The organism is Pseudomonas sp. LAIL14HWK12:I10 (genome assembly GCF_900184205.1).
GTDB lineage: Bacteria > Pseudomonadota > Gammaproteobacteria > Pseudomonadales > Pseudomonadaceae > Aquipseudomonas > Aquipseudomonas kermanshahensis.
In genome coordinates this window covers 440111-455505 of the sequence record NZ_FXWU01000001.1, presented here as the reverse complement: position 1 = coordinate 455505, position 15395 = coordinate 440111, and the positions used below count along the sequence as shown (strand labels likewise).

Below are 15395 nucleotides of genomic sequence, written 5' to 3'. Positions count from 1 at the left end.
GCCAGGCAACCGGATCAGTATCCTAGCACCTCCTGGCCCGCCGACGCTAAACCCTGCGGGCCGCCGAACAGGTTAAACACCGTATGAATGCTCTAGCCCGCCGCGCCGCTGGCCTGTTGCTCGGCACGCTCTGCCTGCCGCTCGCGGCCTTCGCCGCCGATGTGCAACCGACCCACGAATTCATCCTCGACAACGGCCTCAAGGTGGTCGTGCGCGAAGACCACCGCGCGCCGGTGGTGGTCTCGCAGATCTGGTACAAGGTGGGCTCCAGCTACGAGACCCCGGGCCAGACCGGCCTGTCCCACGCCCTTGAACACATGATGTTCAAGGGTAGCGCCAAAGTCGGCCCCGGCGAGGCCTCGCGCATCCTGCGCGACCTGGGTGCGGAAGAGAACGCCTTCACCAGCGACGACTACACGGCCTATTACCAGGTGCTGGCCCGCGACCGCCTGCCGGTGGCCCTTGAGCTGGAGGCCGATCGCCTGGCCAGCCTGCGCCTGCCCGCCGACGAGTTCAGCCGCGAAATAGAAGTGATCAAAGAGGAGCGCCGCCTGCGCACCGACGATCAGCCCAATGCCAAGGCATTCGAGCTGTTCCGCGCGATGGCCTACCCGGCCAGTGGCTACCACACCCCGACCATTGGCTGGATGGCCGACCTCGACCGCATGAAGGTCGAAGAGCTGCGCCATTGGTACGAATCCTGGTATGCGCCCAACAATGCCACCCTGGTGGTGGTCGGCGATGTCACCGTCGATGAGGTCAAGGGCCTGGCGCAAAAGTACTTCGCCGGCATTCCCAAGCGTGCGGTGCCGCCCGCCAAGCTGCCGCTTGAGCTGGCCGAGCCCGGTCAGCGCCAGCTGACCTTGCATGTGCGCACCCAGTTGCCGAGCCTGATCTACGGTTTCAACGTACCTGGCCTGCCGACCGCCAAGGACCCGCGCACGGTGCATGCCCTGCGCCTGATCTCGGCCCTGCTCGATGGCGGCTACAGCGCACGGATGCCAGCCCGTCTGGAGCGCGGCCAGGAACTGGTGGCCGGGGCGTCCTCCAGCTACAACGCCTTCACCCGTGGCGACAGCCTGTTCCTGATCTCGGCCACGCCGAACGTGCAGAAGCAAAAAACCATGGATGACGTGGAAAAGGGCATCTGGCAGTTGCTGGAAGAGCTCAAGACCACTCCACCTAGCGCCGAAGAACTCGAACGCGTGCGCGCCCAGGTGATCGCCGGCCTGGTCTACGACCGCGACTCCATTAGCAGCCAGGCCACCACCATCGGCCAGCTGGAGACCGTGGGCCTGTCCTGGAAGCTGATCGACAGCGAGCTGGACGAGCTCAAGCGCGTGACCCCGCAAGACATCCAGAACGCTGCGCGCACCTATTTCACCCGCGAACGCCTGAGCGTTGCCCATGTATTGCCCGAGGAGTCCGCTCATGAGTGATCGCAGCGCACCACGCCGCACCCTGCTGGCCACGGGCATCCGCGCCCTGGCACTGGCGGCGGTATTGACGGCCCCGGCCCTGGCCGACAACGCGGCCAAGGCTGACAGCGCCGCGGCCCGCCCAGCCAATACCCTGCAGTCGCTGGCCGAGCTGGACGGCAAGGCCCCCAGCCGACGTCAGCTGAACATCCAGCACTGGAACACCGCCGAAGGCGCCCGAGTACTGTTCGTCGAAGCCCGCGAACTGCCGATGTTCGACCTGCGCGTCACCTTCGCCGCCGGTAGCAGCCAGGACGGCGGCACGCCAGGCCTGGCCGCCTTGACCAACGCCATGCTCAACGAGGGCGTGGCCGGCAAGGACGTGACCGCCATTGCCGAAGGCTTCGAGGGCCTGGGCGCAGACTTCGGCAACGGCTCGTACCGCGACATGGCCGTGGCATCGCTGCGCAGCCTGAGCACCAAGGACAAGCGCGAACCGGCGCTCAAGCTGTTCGCTGAAGTGGCAGGCAAGCCGACCTTCCCCGAGGACGCCCTCAAGCGCATCAAGAACCAGATGTTGGCCGGCTTCGAATACGACAAGCAGAACCCCGGCAAGCTCGCGGGCAAGGCCCTGTTCGGCAAGCTGTACGGCGACCACCCGTACGCCCACCCGAGCGACGGCAGCGCCGAGAGCATCAACGGCATCACCCTGGCACAGTTGCGCGCCTTCCACGCCAAGGCCTACTCGGCCGGCAACGCGGTCATCGCCCTGGTCGGCGACCTCAGCCGCGCCGAAGCCGAAGCCATTGCCGCCCAGGTGTCCGCCGGCCTGCCGAAAGGCCCGGCGCTGGCCGCACCGGCACAACCGACCGACCCCAAGGCGGGCCTGACCCACATCGACTTCCCGTCCAAGCAGACCCACCTGATGCTGGCCGAGCTGGGTATCGACCGCCAGGACCCGGACTGGCCGGCCCTGTCGCTGGGTAACCAGATCCTCGGCGGTGGCGCGTTCGGCACCCGCCTGATGAGCGAAGTGCGTGAAAAACGCGGGCTCACTTACGGCGTCTACTCAGTGTTCAGCCCGATGCAGGTACGTGGCCCGTTCATGATCAACCTGCAAACCCGCGCCGAACTCAGCGAAGGCACCCTCAAGCTGGTCCAGGACATCCTGGCCGATTACCTCAAGAGCGGCCCGACCCAGCAAGAGCTGGACGATGCCAAGCGCGAGCTGGCCGGCAGTTTCCCGCTGTCCAATGCCAGCAACGCCAGTATCGTCGGCCAACTGGGGGCCATTGGCTTCTACAACCTGCCGCTGACCTGGCTGGAGGACTTCATGCAGCAGTCCCAGGCGCTCACCGTCGAGCAGGTCAAGGCCGCCATGAACAAACACCTGTCAGCCGATAAACTGGTGATCGTCACCGCGGGCCCCAAGGTGCCGCAAAAACCGCTGCCAGCCCCCACTGACAAGCCTTCCGAGCAACCGCTCGGCGTACCGGAGCACTAATGCCAAGATCCACCCCTCCCGCCCGCCCTCAACCGGGCCACAGCAAGGGCCAGGGCCACCTGCGCATCATCGCCGGCGAGTGGCGCAGCCGCCGCCTGGCGGTGCCTGAAGGCGACGGCCTGCGGCCAACGCCTGATCGCGTACGCGAAACCGTGTTCAACTGGCTCGCGCCTTACATCGAAGGCGCCCGCGTGCTGGACGCCTTCACCGGCAGCGGCGCGCTGGTGCTGGAAGCCTTGTCGCGCGGTGCCGAAGACGCCGTGGCACTGGACAGCAACCCCGCCGCCATCAGCAACCTCAAGGACAACCTCGAACTGCTGCGCTGCCCTCGCGGGCAAATTCTGCAAACCGACGCGCTGCGCTACCTGCAGAACCCGGCCAAGCAGCAGTTCGACGTGGTGTTCCTCGACCCACCGTTCCACCAGGACCTGCTGGCCAACACCTGCAACCTGCTGGAACAGAACCAGTGGCTGCGGGAACAGGCGTGGATCTACACCGAGAGCGAGACCGCACCCTCGGCCTTGCAACTGCCGGGCAACTGGCGCCTGCACCGGGAGAAAAAGACCGGTCAGGTGCATTACGCGCTCTGGCAGCGGGGCTGATCACCTGACATCAGGCCGGCGTACATTGTCCGCGTAAAGCGTTGGCGTATTTAGCTACCGCACAGCAACCGGCCCCCTGGCTGAAGCTGCTCCTTCGTTTCTTGCTGGAGCACTTCAACCATGACCGAACCGCCAAAGCCGACACCGTCGGTACAGTCCTTTGCCCTCGCCAATGGCCTGCGCGTCTACCTGCGCGAAGACCGTCGCGCCCCGCTGGTCAGCGTGCAGCTGTGGTACCACGTAGGCTCCATCGACGAGCCTGACGGCCACAGCGGCCTGTCCCATGTCCTGGAGCACCTGCTGTTCGAGGGCAGCAGCAAGCTGGCCAGCGGGCAATATTCGACGCTGATGACCCGCCTCGGCGGTGACCCGAATGCGTTCACGCTGGAAGACGCCACATATTTTCCACTGACCTTGCCCGTCAGCCGGCTGGAGATTGCACTGGAAGCTATGGCCGACACCATGGCCACTGCCACGCTCAGCGATGCACCCTTTGCCCGCGAACTGGCGGTGGTCATGGCCGAGCGGCGCGTCGATATCGACAACAACCCCTTGGCCCTCGCCATGGAGCAGCACCAGTTGCTAGCCCACGGCAACAGCCGCTACGCAACGCCGGTGATCGGCCACCCACCCGATCTCCACGCCATGACGCCCGCAGCGGCGCGCACCTGGTACCAGACCTGGTATCACCCAAACAACGCGACCTTGTCAGTCGTCGGCGATATAGGGCTGCAGCCACTGCAGGCACTGGTGGCGCGGCACTTTGCCGTGATCCCCGCCCATCGCCTGCCACCCCGTCAAACGCCCGTCGAGGATGCCGAGCTGACGCGCCGCGCTCAAACATTGCACCTGCAAGGCCTGAGGCCTGGCGTGATCCTCAGTTTCAACCTGCCCAGCCAACGCACCGCCACGTCCAACGCGCAAGCCCATGCGTTGCGGCTGCTGCCCGATCTCCTCAGCGAAGGCCACGCCGCCACCCTCCGCCGCCTGCTGGTGATAGACGAACAGGTGCTGCAAGGCCTGAAGGCAACTTACGAGCCGTATCGGCGCGGCGACAGCCTGCTGACGCTCTACGCCTTCTGTAGCGCGCACGTCACGCCCGAGGCTGCGGCCGACAGGCTGTTGGCTGAAATCGAACGCTTTCGTCAGCAGCCGCCCAGCATCGAGGCGCTTCAGCGCGCCAAGGCACGCCTCCTCGCCAGGCAACTGTTTGCCCGGGACGCCATCGCTGAGCAAGCACAGGCCATCGGCAGGCAGGCGGCCTGCGGGCTGGACCCCATTGCGCTGGATGATGAACGAGCCACCCTCGAAGCCGTGACGGCCGAACAGGTGCACCAGGCCGCCGTCGCCTACCTGACAGCGCCTCGCACAGCGATCACCTACATGCACAACAAGGAGCTCGCCCATGAATGACAGGATATCGCCCCCTCCGGCGGCACATGGCATCTACGGCGGCCTACTCTCCGCCCAAGGGCTGGACCTGCAACAGCGCGAGGCCATCCGCACCGAGGTACACACCTGGAGAACCGACGCGGGAACAGCAGTCACGTTCGTCGAAGCCCGCGGCTTGCCTATCGTCGATGTGGTGCTGCGCTTTAACGCCGGTACTGCTTCGGTTGACCCACCCAGCCTGGCGGCCCTGACGCTGTACATGCTCGACGAGGGCAGCCTGCGCTTCAATGCCGCCGAACATGCGCAGCGTATCGAGCGGCTGGGTGCGGTGGTTGAAAAGCAGATACGCCACGATCACGCCACGTTGAGCCTGCGCACTGTCAGTACCCAGGCACTGCTTGACCCTGCCATCGAGCTGTTCACCAGCCTGGCCGCACAACCGGCCTTCCCCGCCCCAGCCCTGGAGAAGGTCAAACGCCAGTTGGTGCTGCATGACGCAGCCCGCGCCAGGCAACCAGTGCTCAGAGCACGCAGCGAAGCCTATCGCCACCTCTTCAGCGGCCACCCCTACGGCCAGCCACAAGGCAGCACTGCGCAAGTGCTCGACGCAGTCACGCCTGCTGACCTGAAAGCGTTCCACCGACGCGCCTACTCCGCCACCAACCTGGAAATGGTCGTGGTTGGGGATCTGTCCCGCATCGAGGCGCAGGCCATGGCACAGCGTATCAGCCAGGCACTGCCCCAAGGCTGGGCTGCCGCTGAGCTGCCAGCTGCGCCGCTAACATCGGGCACCACAATCAACATTGAGCAGGCCGGGGCAGGCAACGCGGTTCTTCTTGCGCTGCCCATCGACGTGCCGGCCAACGACCCTGAGTACCTTGCCCTGAAGCTGGCCTGCGAGGTGCTGAGTGTGGGGTCCGACTCCCGCTTGATGAAAGCGCTGCGCAAACACCAAGGCTTGACCTACGACATCTACAGCCAACTGGTGCCCAAGCGCGTTGGAGGGCTCTTCGCGATCGAGTGGGAGATTGCCCCACCCTACGTGAAAAGCTCGCAAGCCCTGGTAGAAGCTTTGCTACGCGACTTGGTGCTGCATGGGCCGACCGAGGCCGAGCTGCAACTGGCCTGCCAACAGCTGGCAGGCCAGTTATTGCGCACGGTTGCGCAGAACAAGCGCCTGGCCGAGCTGCTGACCGAAACCACCCAGCAACGCCAACCTGCCGATCACCTGAACACGTATAACGAGCGCTTGGCCGAGCTGACTCCAGCGGCGGTCCGCGACGTCATGCAACGCAGGTTAGACCTGACGCGCAGGCTGCTGGTCAGTGTCGGCCCGGTTGTCGATCAGCAACCGCTACCGGCCTCCGACCAATAGCGCAGGTACAGCAGCGGCGTTTCATGGCACTCTAGGCAGGCACATCACGAGTTGCTCAGCATGCCCAGTTTCACTGCCACGTTCCGCCCGGCCGTCGGCCTGTCCAACCCCCATCTGCAAACCTTGTGGGGGCCGCTCTGGCGCAAGCTGCCCGAACTGCAACGCGACCGCGAGCGGCTGTGGCTGGCCGATGGCGATTTCATCGACCTCGACTGGCACGGCCCGCACCAACCGGATGCACCGTTGGTGCTGGTGCTGCATGGCCTCACCGGTTCCTCCCACTCGCCCTATGTCAAAGGCTTGCAGCAAGCCCTGCAGGGCCGCGGCTGGGCCAGTGTGGCGGTGAACTGGCGCGGTTGCTCGGGCGAACCGAACCTGCTGCCGCGCAGCTACCACTCCGGCGCCAGCGAAGACCTGGCAGAAATCGTCGCCCACCTGCGCGCCCAGCGCCCATTGGCACCGCTTTACGCGGTGGGTTATTCGTTGGGTGGCAATGTGTTGCTCAAGTACCTGGGCGAAAGCGGACCGGCCAGCCAGCTGGAAGCGGCGGTCGCGGTCTCGGTGCCGTTTCGTCTGGACCAGTGTGCCGACCGCATCGGCCAAGGCTTTTCGAAGGTCTACCAGGCGCACTTCATGCGCGAGATGCTGGCCTATGTGCAACTGAAGCAGCGGCATTTTCATGAGAAGGGCCAGCATGAGCGGCTGGCGGCGCTGCAACGGCTGGGGCCGCTGACCAACCTGCGTACCTTCTGGGACTTCGACGGCAAGGTCACCGCGCCGCTGAACGGGTTCAACGATGCACACGACTACTACCGGCGCTCATCGAGCCGCTTCTTCCTGGGTGAGAATCGCACCCCAACCCTGATCATCCACGCCAGCGACGACCCGTTCGTCTCTAGCCACAGCTTGCCCCTGGCCAGCGAACTGGCGCCGCAGACGCACTTTGAACTGCACAACCGCGGCGGCCATGTGGGCTTTGTCGAGGGCAGCCTGCGCAACCCGGGGTATTACCTGGAGCGGCGGATTCCGCAGTGGCTGGTAGAGGGCGCTTAGCGGCGGCCCAGGTCAATCCCCGGTAGCCACCCCGTGCGCCGGGTTGTTGATCCATTCGCTCCACGAGCCCGCATACAGCCGCCCCAGGGGATAGCCCGCCAGTGCCAAGGCAAACAGGTTGTGGCAAGCGGTCACGCCCGACCCGCAGTAGGCCACCAGGTGCTCCGGCGAGCGCCCGGCCAGTTTTTCTGCGAACCGTTGCTTGAGCGCTTCGGCCGGCAGAAAACGCCCGTCGGCCCCCAGGTTGTCGGTGAACGCCGCGCACTGCGCGCCAGGGATGTGCCCAGCAACCGGGTCGATCGGCTCGACTTCACCCCGGAAGCGCGGCAGCGCGCGGGCGTCGATCAGCGTCAGCTCGGCATCGCCCAGGTGCTTGGCCAGGTGCGCGGCATCGATCAGCAGCGTGCTGTCCGGTTCGCCCTTGAAGGTCCCTTCGCGTTTGAGCGGTGGGTCCAGGCTCAGCGGCAGGTGCGCCGCATGCCATGCCTTGAGCCCGCCATCGAGAATCGACACGCCGCTGCGCTTGCCCAGCCAGGCCAGCAACCACCAGGCGCGAGCAGCAAACGCACCCGGGCCGTCGTCGTACAGCACCACCTCGCTGTCATTGTCCACGCCCCACTCACGCAGACGCTCGACCAGCCGCGCCGCATCGGGCAACGGGTGGCGCCCCGTACGCCCCTTGCTTATCGGGCCGCTGAGGTCGCGCTCCAGGTCAGCGAAGTGGGCCCCGGCAATATGCCCCTCGGCATAACTGCGTTGGCCATAATCCACATCCTCGAGGGCAAAGCGGCAGTCGAGGATCACCAAATCGGGCGAGCCCAGACGCTCGGCCAACGCTTCCGGGGTGATCAATTGCGCAAGGGGCATGACAATCTCCTGATCGATAGCACTCGGGCCCTGGTTTACAGTTCCAAGGCCTGGTTGAAGGGTACGTGGAATTCCTGGCACAGCGCGTCCACGGCGCTGCGGGCATCTGCGGTGACAAAGCCGAGCTCCAGCACCAATACCTGATAGACGCCCCGCTTGAAGGCTTCTTCACCCAGGTGCGCGGAATGCTCGCGCGTGGTGCTGAGAAAGCGCACCCACGAGGTCAGGACGATCCAGGCGTTGATGGTCAGCGACTCGATCTGCGCCGGCGCCATGGCCAGGATCCCGGCGTCGACGAAGCCACGGTAAATCGCTTGGCCCTGACGCAGGCAGCGCTCGGAAAACCGCCGGTAACGGGCGGCCAGCTCGGGGTCGCTGTCCAGCAGGTGCTCCAGGTCGCGGTGCAGGAAGCGGTAGTTCCACATCGCCGCGAGCAGGGCCTTGAGGTAGAAACGTTTGTCTTCCACGGTGGCGCAACGCCCTTGAGGCGGGCGCAAAAAGCTGTCCACCAGCTCTTCGTACTGGCTGAACAACAGGGCGATGATCGCCTGCTTGTTGGGGAAGTGGTAATACAGGTTGCCGGGCGAAATTTCCATGTGCGCGGCAATGTGGTTGGTACTGACGCTACGTTCGCCCTGCTGGTTGAACAGCTCCAGGCTGTTCTGCACGATGCGCTCTCGGGTCTTCATGCGCGGGGCCATGCTCAGCTCCCAGTCTGCGGGCCTTGATCAAAGGGCCATCTTAAGGCGTATCCGGTGTGGAATACACCGCTCGACGCCAACGAAAAATTCGCACGATCGTTCGGATTAGAGTATAGGCTCTAGGGATTTCCTGCCCGGATTCGAGCCGATATGACCTCGCCCGTTGACGTGCCTCCTGTGCATTCCGACCTCGACCTGACGGCGAGGTTCGCCGCCCAACGCCTGGCCTTTGCGGGTAACCCCGCCCCCCCGGCAGCCCAGCGCCGGCAATGGCTGAAGAGCCTGCGCGAGGCACTGCTGGCCGAGCAAACGCAGCTGATCGAAGCCATCGATCAAGACTTTGACGGGCGCAGCGCCGATGAAACCTTGTTGGCTGAATTGCTGCCCTCGGTCCAGGGCCTGCGCCACGCCGAAAAGCACCTGCGACGCTGGATGCGCGCCAGCCGGCGCCGCGTCGGCCTGGCCTTCCAGCCCGCCAGCGCGCAGGTGCGCTATCAACCGCTGGGGGTGGTCGGCATCATCGTGCCGTGGAACTACCCGCTGTTTCTCGCCATTGGCCCGCTGACCTGTGCCCTGGCCGCCGGCAACCGGGTCATGCTCAAGCTCAGCGAAGCAACGCCCGCCAGCGCCCTGGCCCTCCAGCAGTTGCTGGCGCGCGTGTTCCCCGAAGACCTGGTCAGCGTGGTGTTGGGTGAGGTCGAGGTTGCCCAGGCCTTTGCCCGCCTGCCGTTCGATCACCTGCTGTTCACCGGTGCAACCAGCGTCGGCCGCCAGGTGATGCTGGCCGCGGCGCACAACCTGACCCCGGTCACCCTGGAGCTGGGCGGCAAATCCCCGGCCATCGTCTCGGCCAGCGTACCCCTGGACAGCGCGGCCGAGCGCATCGCCTTCGGCAAAACCCTGAACGCCGGCCAAACCTGCGTGGCCCCCGACTACGTGCTGGTACCGCGCGAGCGGCTGGGGGCCTTCAGTGACGCTTACCAGTCCGCCGTCCACCGCCTGTTCCCGCGTATCGCCAACAACCCCGACTACACCGCCATCATCAACCCGCGGCAGTTGCAGCGCCTGCAGCACCTGCTGGAGGACGCCCGTGACCAAGGCGCCCAGGTGCTCGACCTGTACCCAGGCGAGCCGCGCCAGGGACGACGCCTGCCCCCTCACCTGCTGCTGCACGTGAACGACGAGATGCAGGTGATGCAGGACGAAATCTTCGGCCCGCTGCTGCCGCTGGTGCCCTACGACAGCCTCGACCAGGCATTGGCCTACATCAACCAGCGCCCTCGCCCACTGGCTCTTTACTACTTCGGCTACGACCGCAGCGAACAGGAACACGTGCTGCGCCACAGCCACTCCGGCGGTGTTTGCCTGAACGACACCCTGCTGCATGTGGCTCAGGACGACCTTCCCTTTGGCGGCATCGGGCCTTCCGGCATGGGCCACTACCACGGCCACGAGGGTTTTCTGACCTTCAGCAAGGCCAAGGCCGTGCTGGCCAAACAGCGCCTGAACGCTGCCCGCCTGATTTACCCACCGTATGGCAAGGCCTTGCAGCGCCTGGTCTACAAGCTGTTCATCCGCTGAGCCCAAGCCCATGCAGCGTCGCGACTTGCTCCGCTTCAGCCTGGGCGCCAGCGCCTTCCTCGCCACCACCAGCCTGGTCGGCTGCACGGCACAGTCGGCCGCGCCCGGTTACAAGGTGCTGCGTGATGACGACCTGCCCCTGTTGAGCGCGCTGATCCCGGTGGTACTGGCCGGCACCCAGGCCGTCGAGGCGCTGGTGCTGCACAGCCTCGATCACAAACTGGCGGCGCTGTCGCCAGAAATGCTCAAGCTCACCCGGCAACTGTTCGACGTGCTCAGCCTGCCGCTGACCCGTGGCCCGCTGACTGGTGTGTGGGGCGCCTGGCAGCAGGCCAGCAGCGAGCAGATCAACGCGTTTCTGCAACGCTGGCAGGACAGTTCGCTGAACCTGCTGCGCATGGGCCACGCCTCGTTGCTGCAATTGCTGCAGATGGCCTGGTATGAACGGCCGGAAGCCTGGGCAGCCTGCGGCTACCCAGGGCCACCGAAGATCTGACCACAACAAGAGCCTTGCCAATGCCTGTCATCGACCCGTTTCGCCAAGGCCTCGAACGCGGCTGGATCACCCACGACGGCTCGCGCCTGACGCATGACCTGGCCCTGCAGGCCGATATCGCCGTAATCGGCAGCGGCGCTGGCGGCGCCACCAGCGCGCAGTTGCTCAGCGCCGCGGGGTTCAAGGTGCTGCTAATCGAAGAAGGCCCCCTGAAGACCAGCAGCGACTTCCACCTGCTGGAGAGCGAGGCCTACGCCAGCCTCTACCAGGAAGGCCTCGGCCGCATGAGCAAGGACGGCGCCATCACCATTCTGCAGGGCCGCGCCGTGGGCGGCACCACGCTGGTGAATTGGACCTCGAGCTTTCGCACGCCGCCACAGACCCTGGCCCATTGGGCCCGGGAGCATCAGGTCAATGGCTTGGGCAACGAGGCGCTAGCCCCGTGGTTCGAGCGCATCGAACAGCAGCTGGGCATCAGCCCTTGGGCCTTGCCACCCAACGCCAACAACGAGGTCCTGCGCCGTGGCTGCGAACAACTCGGCTATCGCTGGGCGGTAATCCCGCGCAACGTGCGGGGTTGCTGGAACCTTGGCTATTGCGGCATGGGCTGCCCGGTCAACGCCAAGCAATCGATGCTGGTGACGACTATTCCAGCCACCCTCGACCAGGGCGGCGAGCTGCTCTATCTTGCGCGTGCCGAGCGCTTCGAGCACAACGGCGAGCGCATTACCCAGTTGCAGTGCACAGCCCTGGATGCCCAAGGGATAAACCCCACCGGCCGGCAGATCAGCGTGCGCGCCCGCCACTACCTCCTCGCCGGGGGCGGTATCAACAGCCCAGCCCTGCTGCTGCGCTCCAACGCTCCCGACCCACACGCCCGCCTGGGCAAACGCACCTTCCTGCACCTGGTCAACTTCAGCGCGGCACGGTTCAAGGCGCGCATCGACCCCTATTACGGTGCTCCGCAGTCCATCTACAGCGATCACTTCCAATGGCTGGGCGGCAGCGGCGGCCCGGTCGGCTACAAACTGGAAGTGCCTCCGCTGCACCCGGCCCTGGCCAGCACCCTGCTGGGCGGGCATGGCAGCGAAAATGCCCAGCGCATGGCCGAGCTGCCGCATACCCACGTGATGCTGGCGTTGCTGCGCGATGGCTTCCACCCAGAAAGCCAGGGTGGCACGGTCGAACTGCGTGGCGATGGCTCGCCCGTGCTGGATTACCCGGTCAATGACTACCTACGCGACGGTTTGCGCCGCGCCTACCGCAGCATGGCGCAGATCCAGTTTGCCGCCGGGGCCGAACAGGTGATGCCGGTGCACAGTGATGCCCGCTACGCCAACAACCTTGGCGAAGCCCTGACGATGATCGACGGCCTGCCACTGGCGCCGTTCCGCACACGCCTGGGCAGCGCCCACGTGATGGGCGGCTGTGCCCTGGGTGAAGACCCGCGACACGCGGTGTGCAACAGCCTGGGCCAGCACCATCAGCTGGAAAACCTGTCGATTCACGACGGCTCGCTGTTCCCCACCAGCATCGGCGCCAACCCGCAATTGTCGGTGTACGCCATCAGCGCCAAGCTCACCGAGGCCCTGATCGCCCGCCTGGCACACAACGCATGACAACGAATGCACCCACTGTCTATAGTGCCATCAGCCGGCCGCATGACTTGGCCGGGCGCTATCGCTGCGCTACCATCCGACTCCCCAACGCACTCCAGCCAGGATGACGCGATGAACCGAGTGTTGTACCCGGGTACTTTCGACCCCATTACCAAAGGCCATGGCGACTTGGTCGAGCGCGCCTCGCGGCTCTTCGACCATGTGATTATCGCAGTGGCGGCCAGCCCGAAGAAAAACCCCCTGTTCCCGCTGGAACAACGGGTTGCGCTGGCCCGTGAGGTCACCAAGCACCTGCCCAATGTCGAAGTCATCGGCTTCTCTTCCCTGTTGGCGCATTTTGCCAAGGAACAGGGCGCCAACGTCTTCCTGCGTGGCCTGCGCGCGGTCTCCGACTTCGAGTATGAGTTCCAGCTGGCGAACATGAACCGGCAACTGGCACCCGATGTTGAGAGCCTGTTCCTGACGCCTTCGGAGCGTTATTCGTTCATTTCCTCGACGTTGGTCCGGGAAATTGCGGCATTGGGGGGCGATATCAGCAAATTCGTCCACCCCGTAGTGGCTGAGGCGCTGACCGAACGGTTCAAGAAGTAAGCCTGCACGCCTGATCATCGCGCCCGCGTGCACTGCGGGCGCGAATGCGGCACAATTGTGCCCACAGCGTTGAACATGCCCGGGCTGAGAGCCCCGGCCGGAGTCCCCATGTCCCTGATCATCACCGACGATTGCATCAACTGCGACGTCTGCGAACCCGAGTGCCCGAACGAGGCCATCTCCCAAGGCGAAGAGATCTACGTGATCGACCCTAACTTGTGCACCCAGTGCGTGGGTCATTACGACGAGCCCCAGTGCCAGCAGGTCTGCCCGGTCGACTGCATCCCCCTGGATGAAGCGCACCCAGAGACCGAAGAGCAGCTGATGGCCAAGTATCGCCTGATTACGGGCAAGGCCTGATAAGCGCCGACCTCAGGGCATGCACGCTCCTCTGTAGGAGCAGCCTTGCGCTGCGAAGAGGCCGGTGAAAACGCTGCAAAACCTCGCTGCGTTCACCGGCCTCTTCGCAGCGCAAGGCTGCTCCTACAGGGCGCGCTTACATCCCACAGTGGTTCAGCGCTGGCAGCGTGGGCAAAACACGCTTGCCCGCTGGCCGAGCTTCACCTCGCGCAAGGTCGTGCCACACAGCTTGCACGGCATCCCGCCCCGCCCGTAGACGAACAGTTCCTGCTGGAAGTAGCCCGGCTGCCCGTCCCCACCGATGAAATCACGCAAGGTCGTGCCGCCCTGCTCGATGGCCGCTGCCAGCACGCGTTTGATCTCGATGGCCAGCTTCAGGTACCGCGCCCGCGAAATACCGCCCGCCTCGCGGCGTGGGTCGATGCCCGCAGCAAACAACGCTTCGGTGGCGTAGATGTTGCCCACCCCCACGACGATGGCGTTATCCATGATGAACGGCTTGACCGCCATCGAGCGCCCACGCGACAGCTGGAACAAACGCTCGCCATCGAACAGGTCGGTCAACGGCTCTGGCCCCAGACGCAGCAGCAGTTCGTGGTTGAGCGGGTCGAGGCTCCAGAGCATGGCGCCGAAACGGCGCGGGTCGGTGTAGCGCAGCATCAGCCCCGACTCCAGCTCGATATCCACGTGCTCGTGCTTGGCCGCCGGCAGGCCGAGCTCGACCAGGCGCAAATTGCCCGACATGCCCAAATGGCTGATCAAGGTACCGACCTCGGCATTGATCAACAGGTATTTGGCCCGCCGCTCGACGCTGACGATACGCTGCCCCGACAAGCGCACGTCCAGGTCTTCGGGGATCGGCCAGCGCAGGCGCCGGTCACGCACCACCACCCGGCTGACCCGCTGGCCTTCCAGATGAGGCGAAATGCCGCGCCGGGTGGTTTCTACTTCGGGTAGTTCCGGCATGTGTCAGTGCCCGCCCAGCTCTCGAATATTCTGTTTGAGGTTTTCGAAGTCGTAGTCCGACAAGCCAATGTAGTCGAGCACCAGTGGCCCGACCACTTCCCATTCGTGGTCGACGCTCTGGCTGCCCAGTACCCGGTAGGACGCGCAGATGTGCTCGGCCATCTTCAGCACTGCCAGCAGGTTCTTCAGCTGGCTCTGGGTATTGCGCGAAGACTCGTCGCGGAACACGGCCAAGGCGTTATGGTGGTTCGCGATGGCCGCTGTAAGGTGCTCGGGCAGGCGCCAGGACTTGGCGGTGAAGTACCCCACCACCGAGTGGTTGGTGTTGAACGCGCGGTTTTCCGTATCGACCACCCGCGTTTCGGCGCTGGCCTCGGCATAGGCCTCTTCCAGCACCTCCATGTAGTTGGGGAAGCGCTTGAGCATCAGCGGCACACCGCAATCATGGAACAGCCCGAGGGTGTAGGCCTCGTCAGCCGTCTGCATGCCGGTGCGCTTGGCCAAGGTCAGGCAGGTCATGGCCACATCCTGCGCGGTGTCCCAGAAGCGGTTCAGCGTGACGATGGTCTCGTCGCTCATTTCGCCTTTGATCGACTGGGCGTTGATCAGGTTGATGATCGAACGGCTGCCCAGCAGGTTCACCGCCCGCTGGATCGAGCCGATCTTGTTGGAGAGGCCGAAATGCGGGGAGTTGACCAACTTGAGCAACGCGCCGGACAAGCCCGGGTCCTGGGAAATCAGCTTGGCGATGGTTTCCAGGTCTGGGTCGGGCATGTACTGCTCGAACTGCAGGTCGACCATGATCTGCGGTTGCGGCGGGATGGTGATGCCTTGCAAGGCTTGCTGGATCTGTTCGGCGCTGAGTTCTTG

At 65.0% G+C, this 15395-nt stretch carries 15 protein-coding genes; 11 read left to right on the top strand and 4 right to left on the bottom strand.

Going from position 1 to position 15395, the window contains the following annotated elements; translation table 11 throughout:
• Positions 1-83: 83 nt before the first annotated feature.
• From QOS90_RS02155 to QOS90_RS02130, 6 genes are all read left to right on the top strand, one after another.
• Positions 84-1439, top strand: a complete 1356-nt coding sequence (locus tag QOS90_RS02155) for a M16 family metallopeptidase (protein WP_027592326.1) — start codon at positions 84-86, stop codon at positions 1437-1439.
• Positions 1432-2922: a M16 family metallopeptidase gene (locus QOS90_RS02150; protein ID WP_085272239.1), complete on the top strand. Its 1491-nt coding sequence runs from the start codon at positions 1432-1434 to the stop codon at positions 2920-2922. Before QOS90_RS02155 ends, QOS90_RS02150 begins: the two co-directional genes overlap by 8 nt.
• Positions 2922-3524 (top strand): 16S rRNA (guanine(966)-N(2))-methyltransferase RsmD, encoded by a 603-nt coding sequence (rsmD, locus tag QOS90_RS02145; protein ID WP_027592324.1) that lies wholly within the window; start codon positions 2922-2924, stop codon positions 3522-3524. The genes QOS90_RS02150 and rsmD overlap by 1 nt, the downstream gene beginning before the upstream one ends.
• 120 nt (positions 3525-3644) lie before the next feature.
• Positions 3645-4937 carry a M16 family metallopeptidase gene (locus tag QOS90_RS02140; protein ID WP_085272238.1) on the top strand — a complete coding sequence of 431 codons (1293 nt, stop codon included), beginning with the start codon at positions 3645-3647 and terminating at the stop codon, positions 4935-4937.
• On the top strand, positions 4930-6291 hold the full coding sequence (locus QOS90_RS02135) for a M16 family metallopeptidase (protein ID WP_085272237.1): 1362 nt from the start codon (positions 4930-4932) through the stop codon (positions 6289-6291). Before QOS90_RS02140 ends, QOS90_RS02135 begins: the two co-directional genes overlap by 8 nt.
• Positions 6292-6351: 60 nt before the next feature.
• Positions 6352-7344 carry a hydrolase gene (locus QOS90_RS02130; RefSeq protein WP_085272236.1) on the top strand — a complete coding sequence of 331 codons (993 nt, stop codon included), beginning with the start codon at positions 6352-6354 and terminating at the stop codon, positions 7342-7344.
• A 12-nt stretch (positions 7345-7356) separates the two neighbouring features.
• On the opposite strand, the gene QOS90_RS02125 is transcribed toward QOS90_RS02130, so the two are convergent.
• Positions 7357-8211 (bottom strand): sulfurtransferase, encoded by an 855-nt coding sequence (locus tag QOS90_RS02125; protein ID WP_085272235.1) that lies wholly within the window; start codon positions 8209-8211, stop codon positions 7357-7359.
• Between the two features lie 35 nt (positions 8212-8246).
• Positions 8247-8912, bottom strand: a complete 666-nt coding sequence (locus QOS90_RS02120) for a TetR/AcrR family transcriptional regulator (RefSeq protein WP_027592319.1) — start codon at positions 8910-8912, stop codon at positions 8247-8249.
• 150 nt (positions 8913-9062) lie between these two features.
• Between QOS90_RS02120 and QOS90_RS02115 the strand changes: the two genes are divergently transcribed.
• From QOS90_RS02115 to QOS90_RS02095, 5 genes are all read left to right on the top strand, one after another.
• Positions 9063-10493, top strand: coding sequence for a coniferyl aldehyde dehydrogenase (locus tag QOS90_RS02115; RefSeq protein ID WP_085272234.1), 1431 nt, complete (start codon positions 9063-9065; stop codon positions 10491-10493).
• Positions 10494-10503: 10 nt separating this feature from the next.
• On the top strand, positions 10504-10989 hold the full coding sequence (locus QOS90_RS02110; protein WP_085272233.1) for a twin-arginine translocation pathway signal protein: 486 nt from the start codon (positions 10504-10506) through the stop codon (positions 10987-10989).
• 20 nt (positions 10990-11009) lie between these two features.
• On the top strand, positions 11010-12608 hold the full coding sequence (locus QOS90_RS02105; protein WP_085272232.1) for a GMC family oxidoreductase: 1599 nt from the start codon (positions 11010-11012) through the stop codon (positions 12606-12608).
• A gap of 111 nt (positions 12609-12719) precedes the next feature.
• A complete protein-coding gene (gene coaD / locus QOS90_RS02100; RefSeq protein WP_016489662.1) occupies positions 12720-13199 on the top strand; it encodes a pantetheine-phosphate adenylyltransferase in 480 nt (159 codons plus the stop codon).
• A 108-nt stretch (positions 13200-13307) separates the two neighbouring features.
• The gene (locus QOS90_RS02095) at positions 13308-13559 is read left to right on the top strand and encodes a YfhL family 4Fe-4S dicluster ferredoxin (RefSeq protein WP_027592315.1); all 252 of its coding nucleotides are present in this window, start codon (positions 13308-13310) and stop codon (positions 13557-13559) included.
• Positions 13560-13712: 153 nt separating this feature from the next.
• On the opposite strand, the gene mutM is transcribed toward QOS90_RS02095, so the two are convergent.
• Positions 13713-14525, bottom strand: coding sequence for a bifunctional DNA-formamidopyrimidine glycosylase/DNA-(apurinic or apyrimidinic site) lyase (gene mutM / locus QOS90_RS02090; RefSeq protein WP_085272231.1), 813 nt, complete (start codon positions 14523-14525; stop codon positions 13713-13715).
• Positions 14526-14528: 3 nt separating this feature from the next.
• Positions 14529-15347: an HDOD domain-containing protein gene (locus QOS90_RS02085; protein ID WP_172961418.1), complete on the bottom strand. Its 819-nt coding sequence runs from the start codon at positions 15345-15347 to the stop codon at positions 14529-14531.
• Positions 15348-15395 lie beyond the last annotated feature (48 nt).

Bases quoted from the DNA above. Each gene is read 5' to 3' on its own strand.
- QOS90_RS02120 (WP_027592319.1), bottom strand. From the start codon at position 8,912: ATGGCCCCGCGCATGAAGACCCGAGAGCGCATCGTGCAGAACAGCCTG.
- QOS90_RS02140 (WP_085272238.1), top strand. From the start codon at position 3,645: ATGACCGAACCGCCAAAGCCGACACCGTCGGTACAGTCCTTTGCCCTC.
- QOS90_RS02095 (WP_027592315.1), top strand. From the start codon at position 13,308: ATGTCCCTGATCATCACCGACGATTGCATCAACTGCGACGTCTGCGAA.
- QOS90_RS02110 (WP_085272233.1), top strand. From the start codon at position 10,504: ATGCAGCGTCGCGACTTGCTCCGCTTCAGCCTGGGCGCCAGCGCCTTC.
- coaD (WP_016489662.1), top strand. From the start codon at position 12,720: ATGAACCGAGTGTTGTACCCGGGTACTTTCGACCCCATTACCAAAGGC.
- QOS90_RS02135 (WP_085272237.1), top strand. From the start codon at position 4,930: ATGAATGACAGGATATCGCCCCCTCCGGCGGCACATGGCATCTACGGC.
- QOS90_RS02150 (WP_085272239.1), top strand. From the start codon at position 1,432: ATGAGTGATCGCAGCGCACCACGCCGCACCCTGCTGGCCACGGGCATC.
- mutM (WP_085272231.1), bottom strand. From the start codon at position 14,525: ATGCCGGAACTACCCGAAGTAGAAACCACCCGGCGCGGCATTTCGCCT.
- QOS90_RS02125 (WP_085272235.1), bottom strand. From the start codon at position 8,211: ATGCCCCTTGCGCAATTGATCACCCCGGAAGCGTTGGCCGAGCGTCTG.
- QOS90_RS02105 (WP_085272232.1), top strand. From the start codon at position 11,010: ATGCCTGTCATCGACCCGTTTCGCCAAGGCCTCGAACGCGGCTGGATC.
- QOS90_RS02130 (WP_085272236.1), top strand. From the start codon at position 6,352: ATGCCCAGTTTCACTGCCACGTTCCGCCCGGCCGTCGGCCTGTCCAAC.
- QOS90_RS02155 (WP_027592326.1), top strand. From the start codon at position 84: ATGAATGCTCTAGCCCGCCGCGCCGCTGGCCTGTTGCTCGGCACGCTC.
- rsmD (WP_027592324.1), top strand. From the start codon at position 2,922: ATGCCAAGATCCACCCCTCCCGCCCGCCCTCAACCGGGCCACAGCAAG.
- QOS90_RS02115 (WP_085272234.1), top strand. From the start codon at position 9,063: ATGACCTCGCCCGTTGACGTGCCTCCTGTGCATTCCGACCTCGACCTG.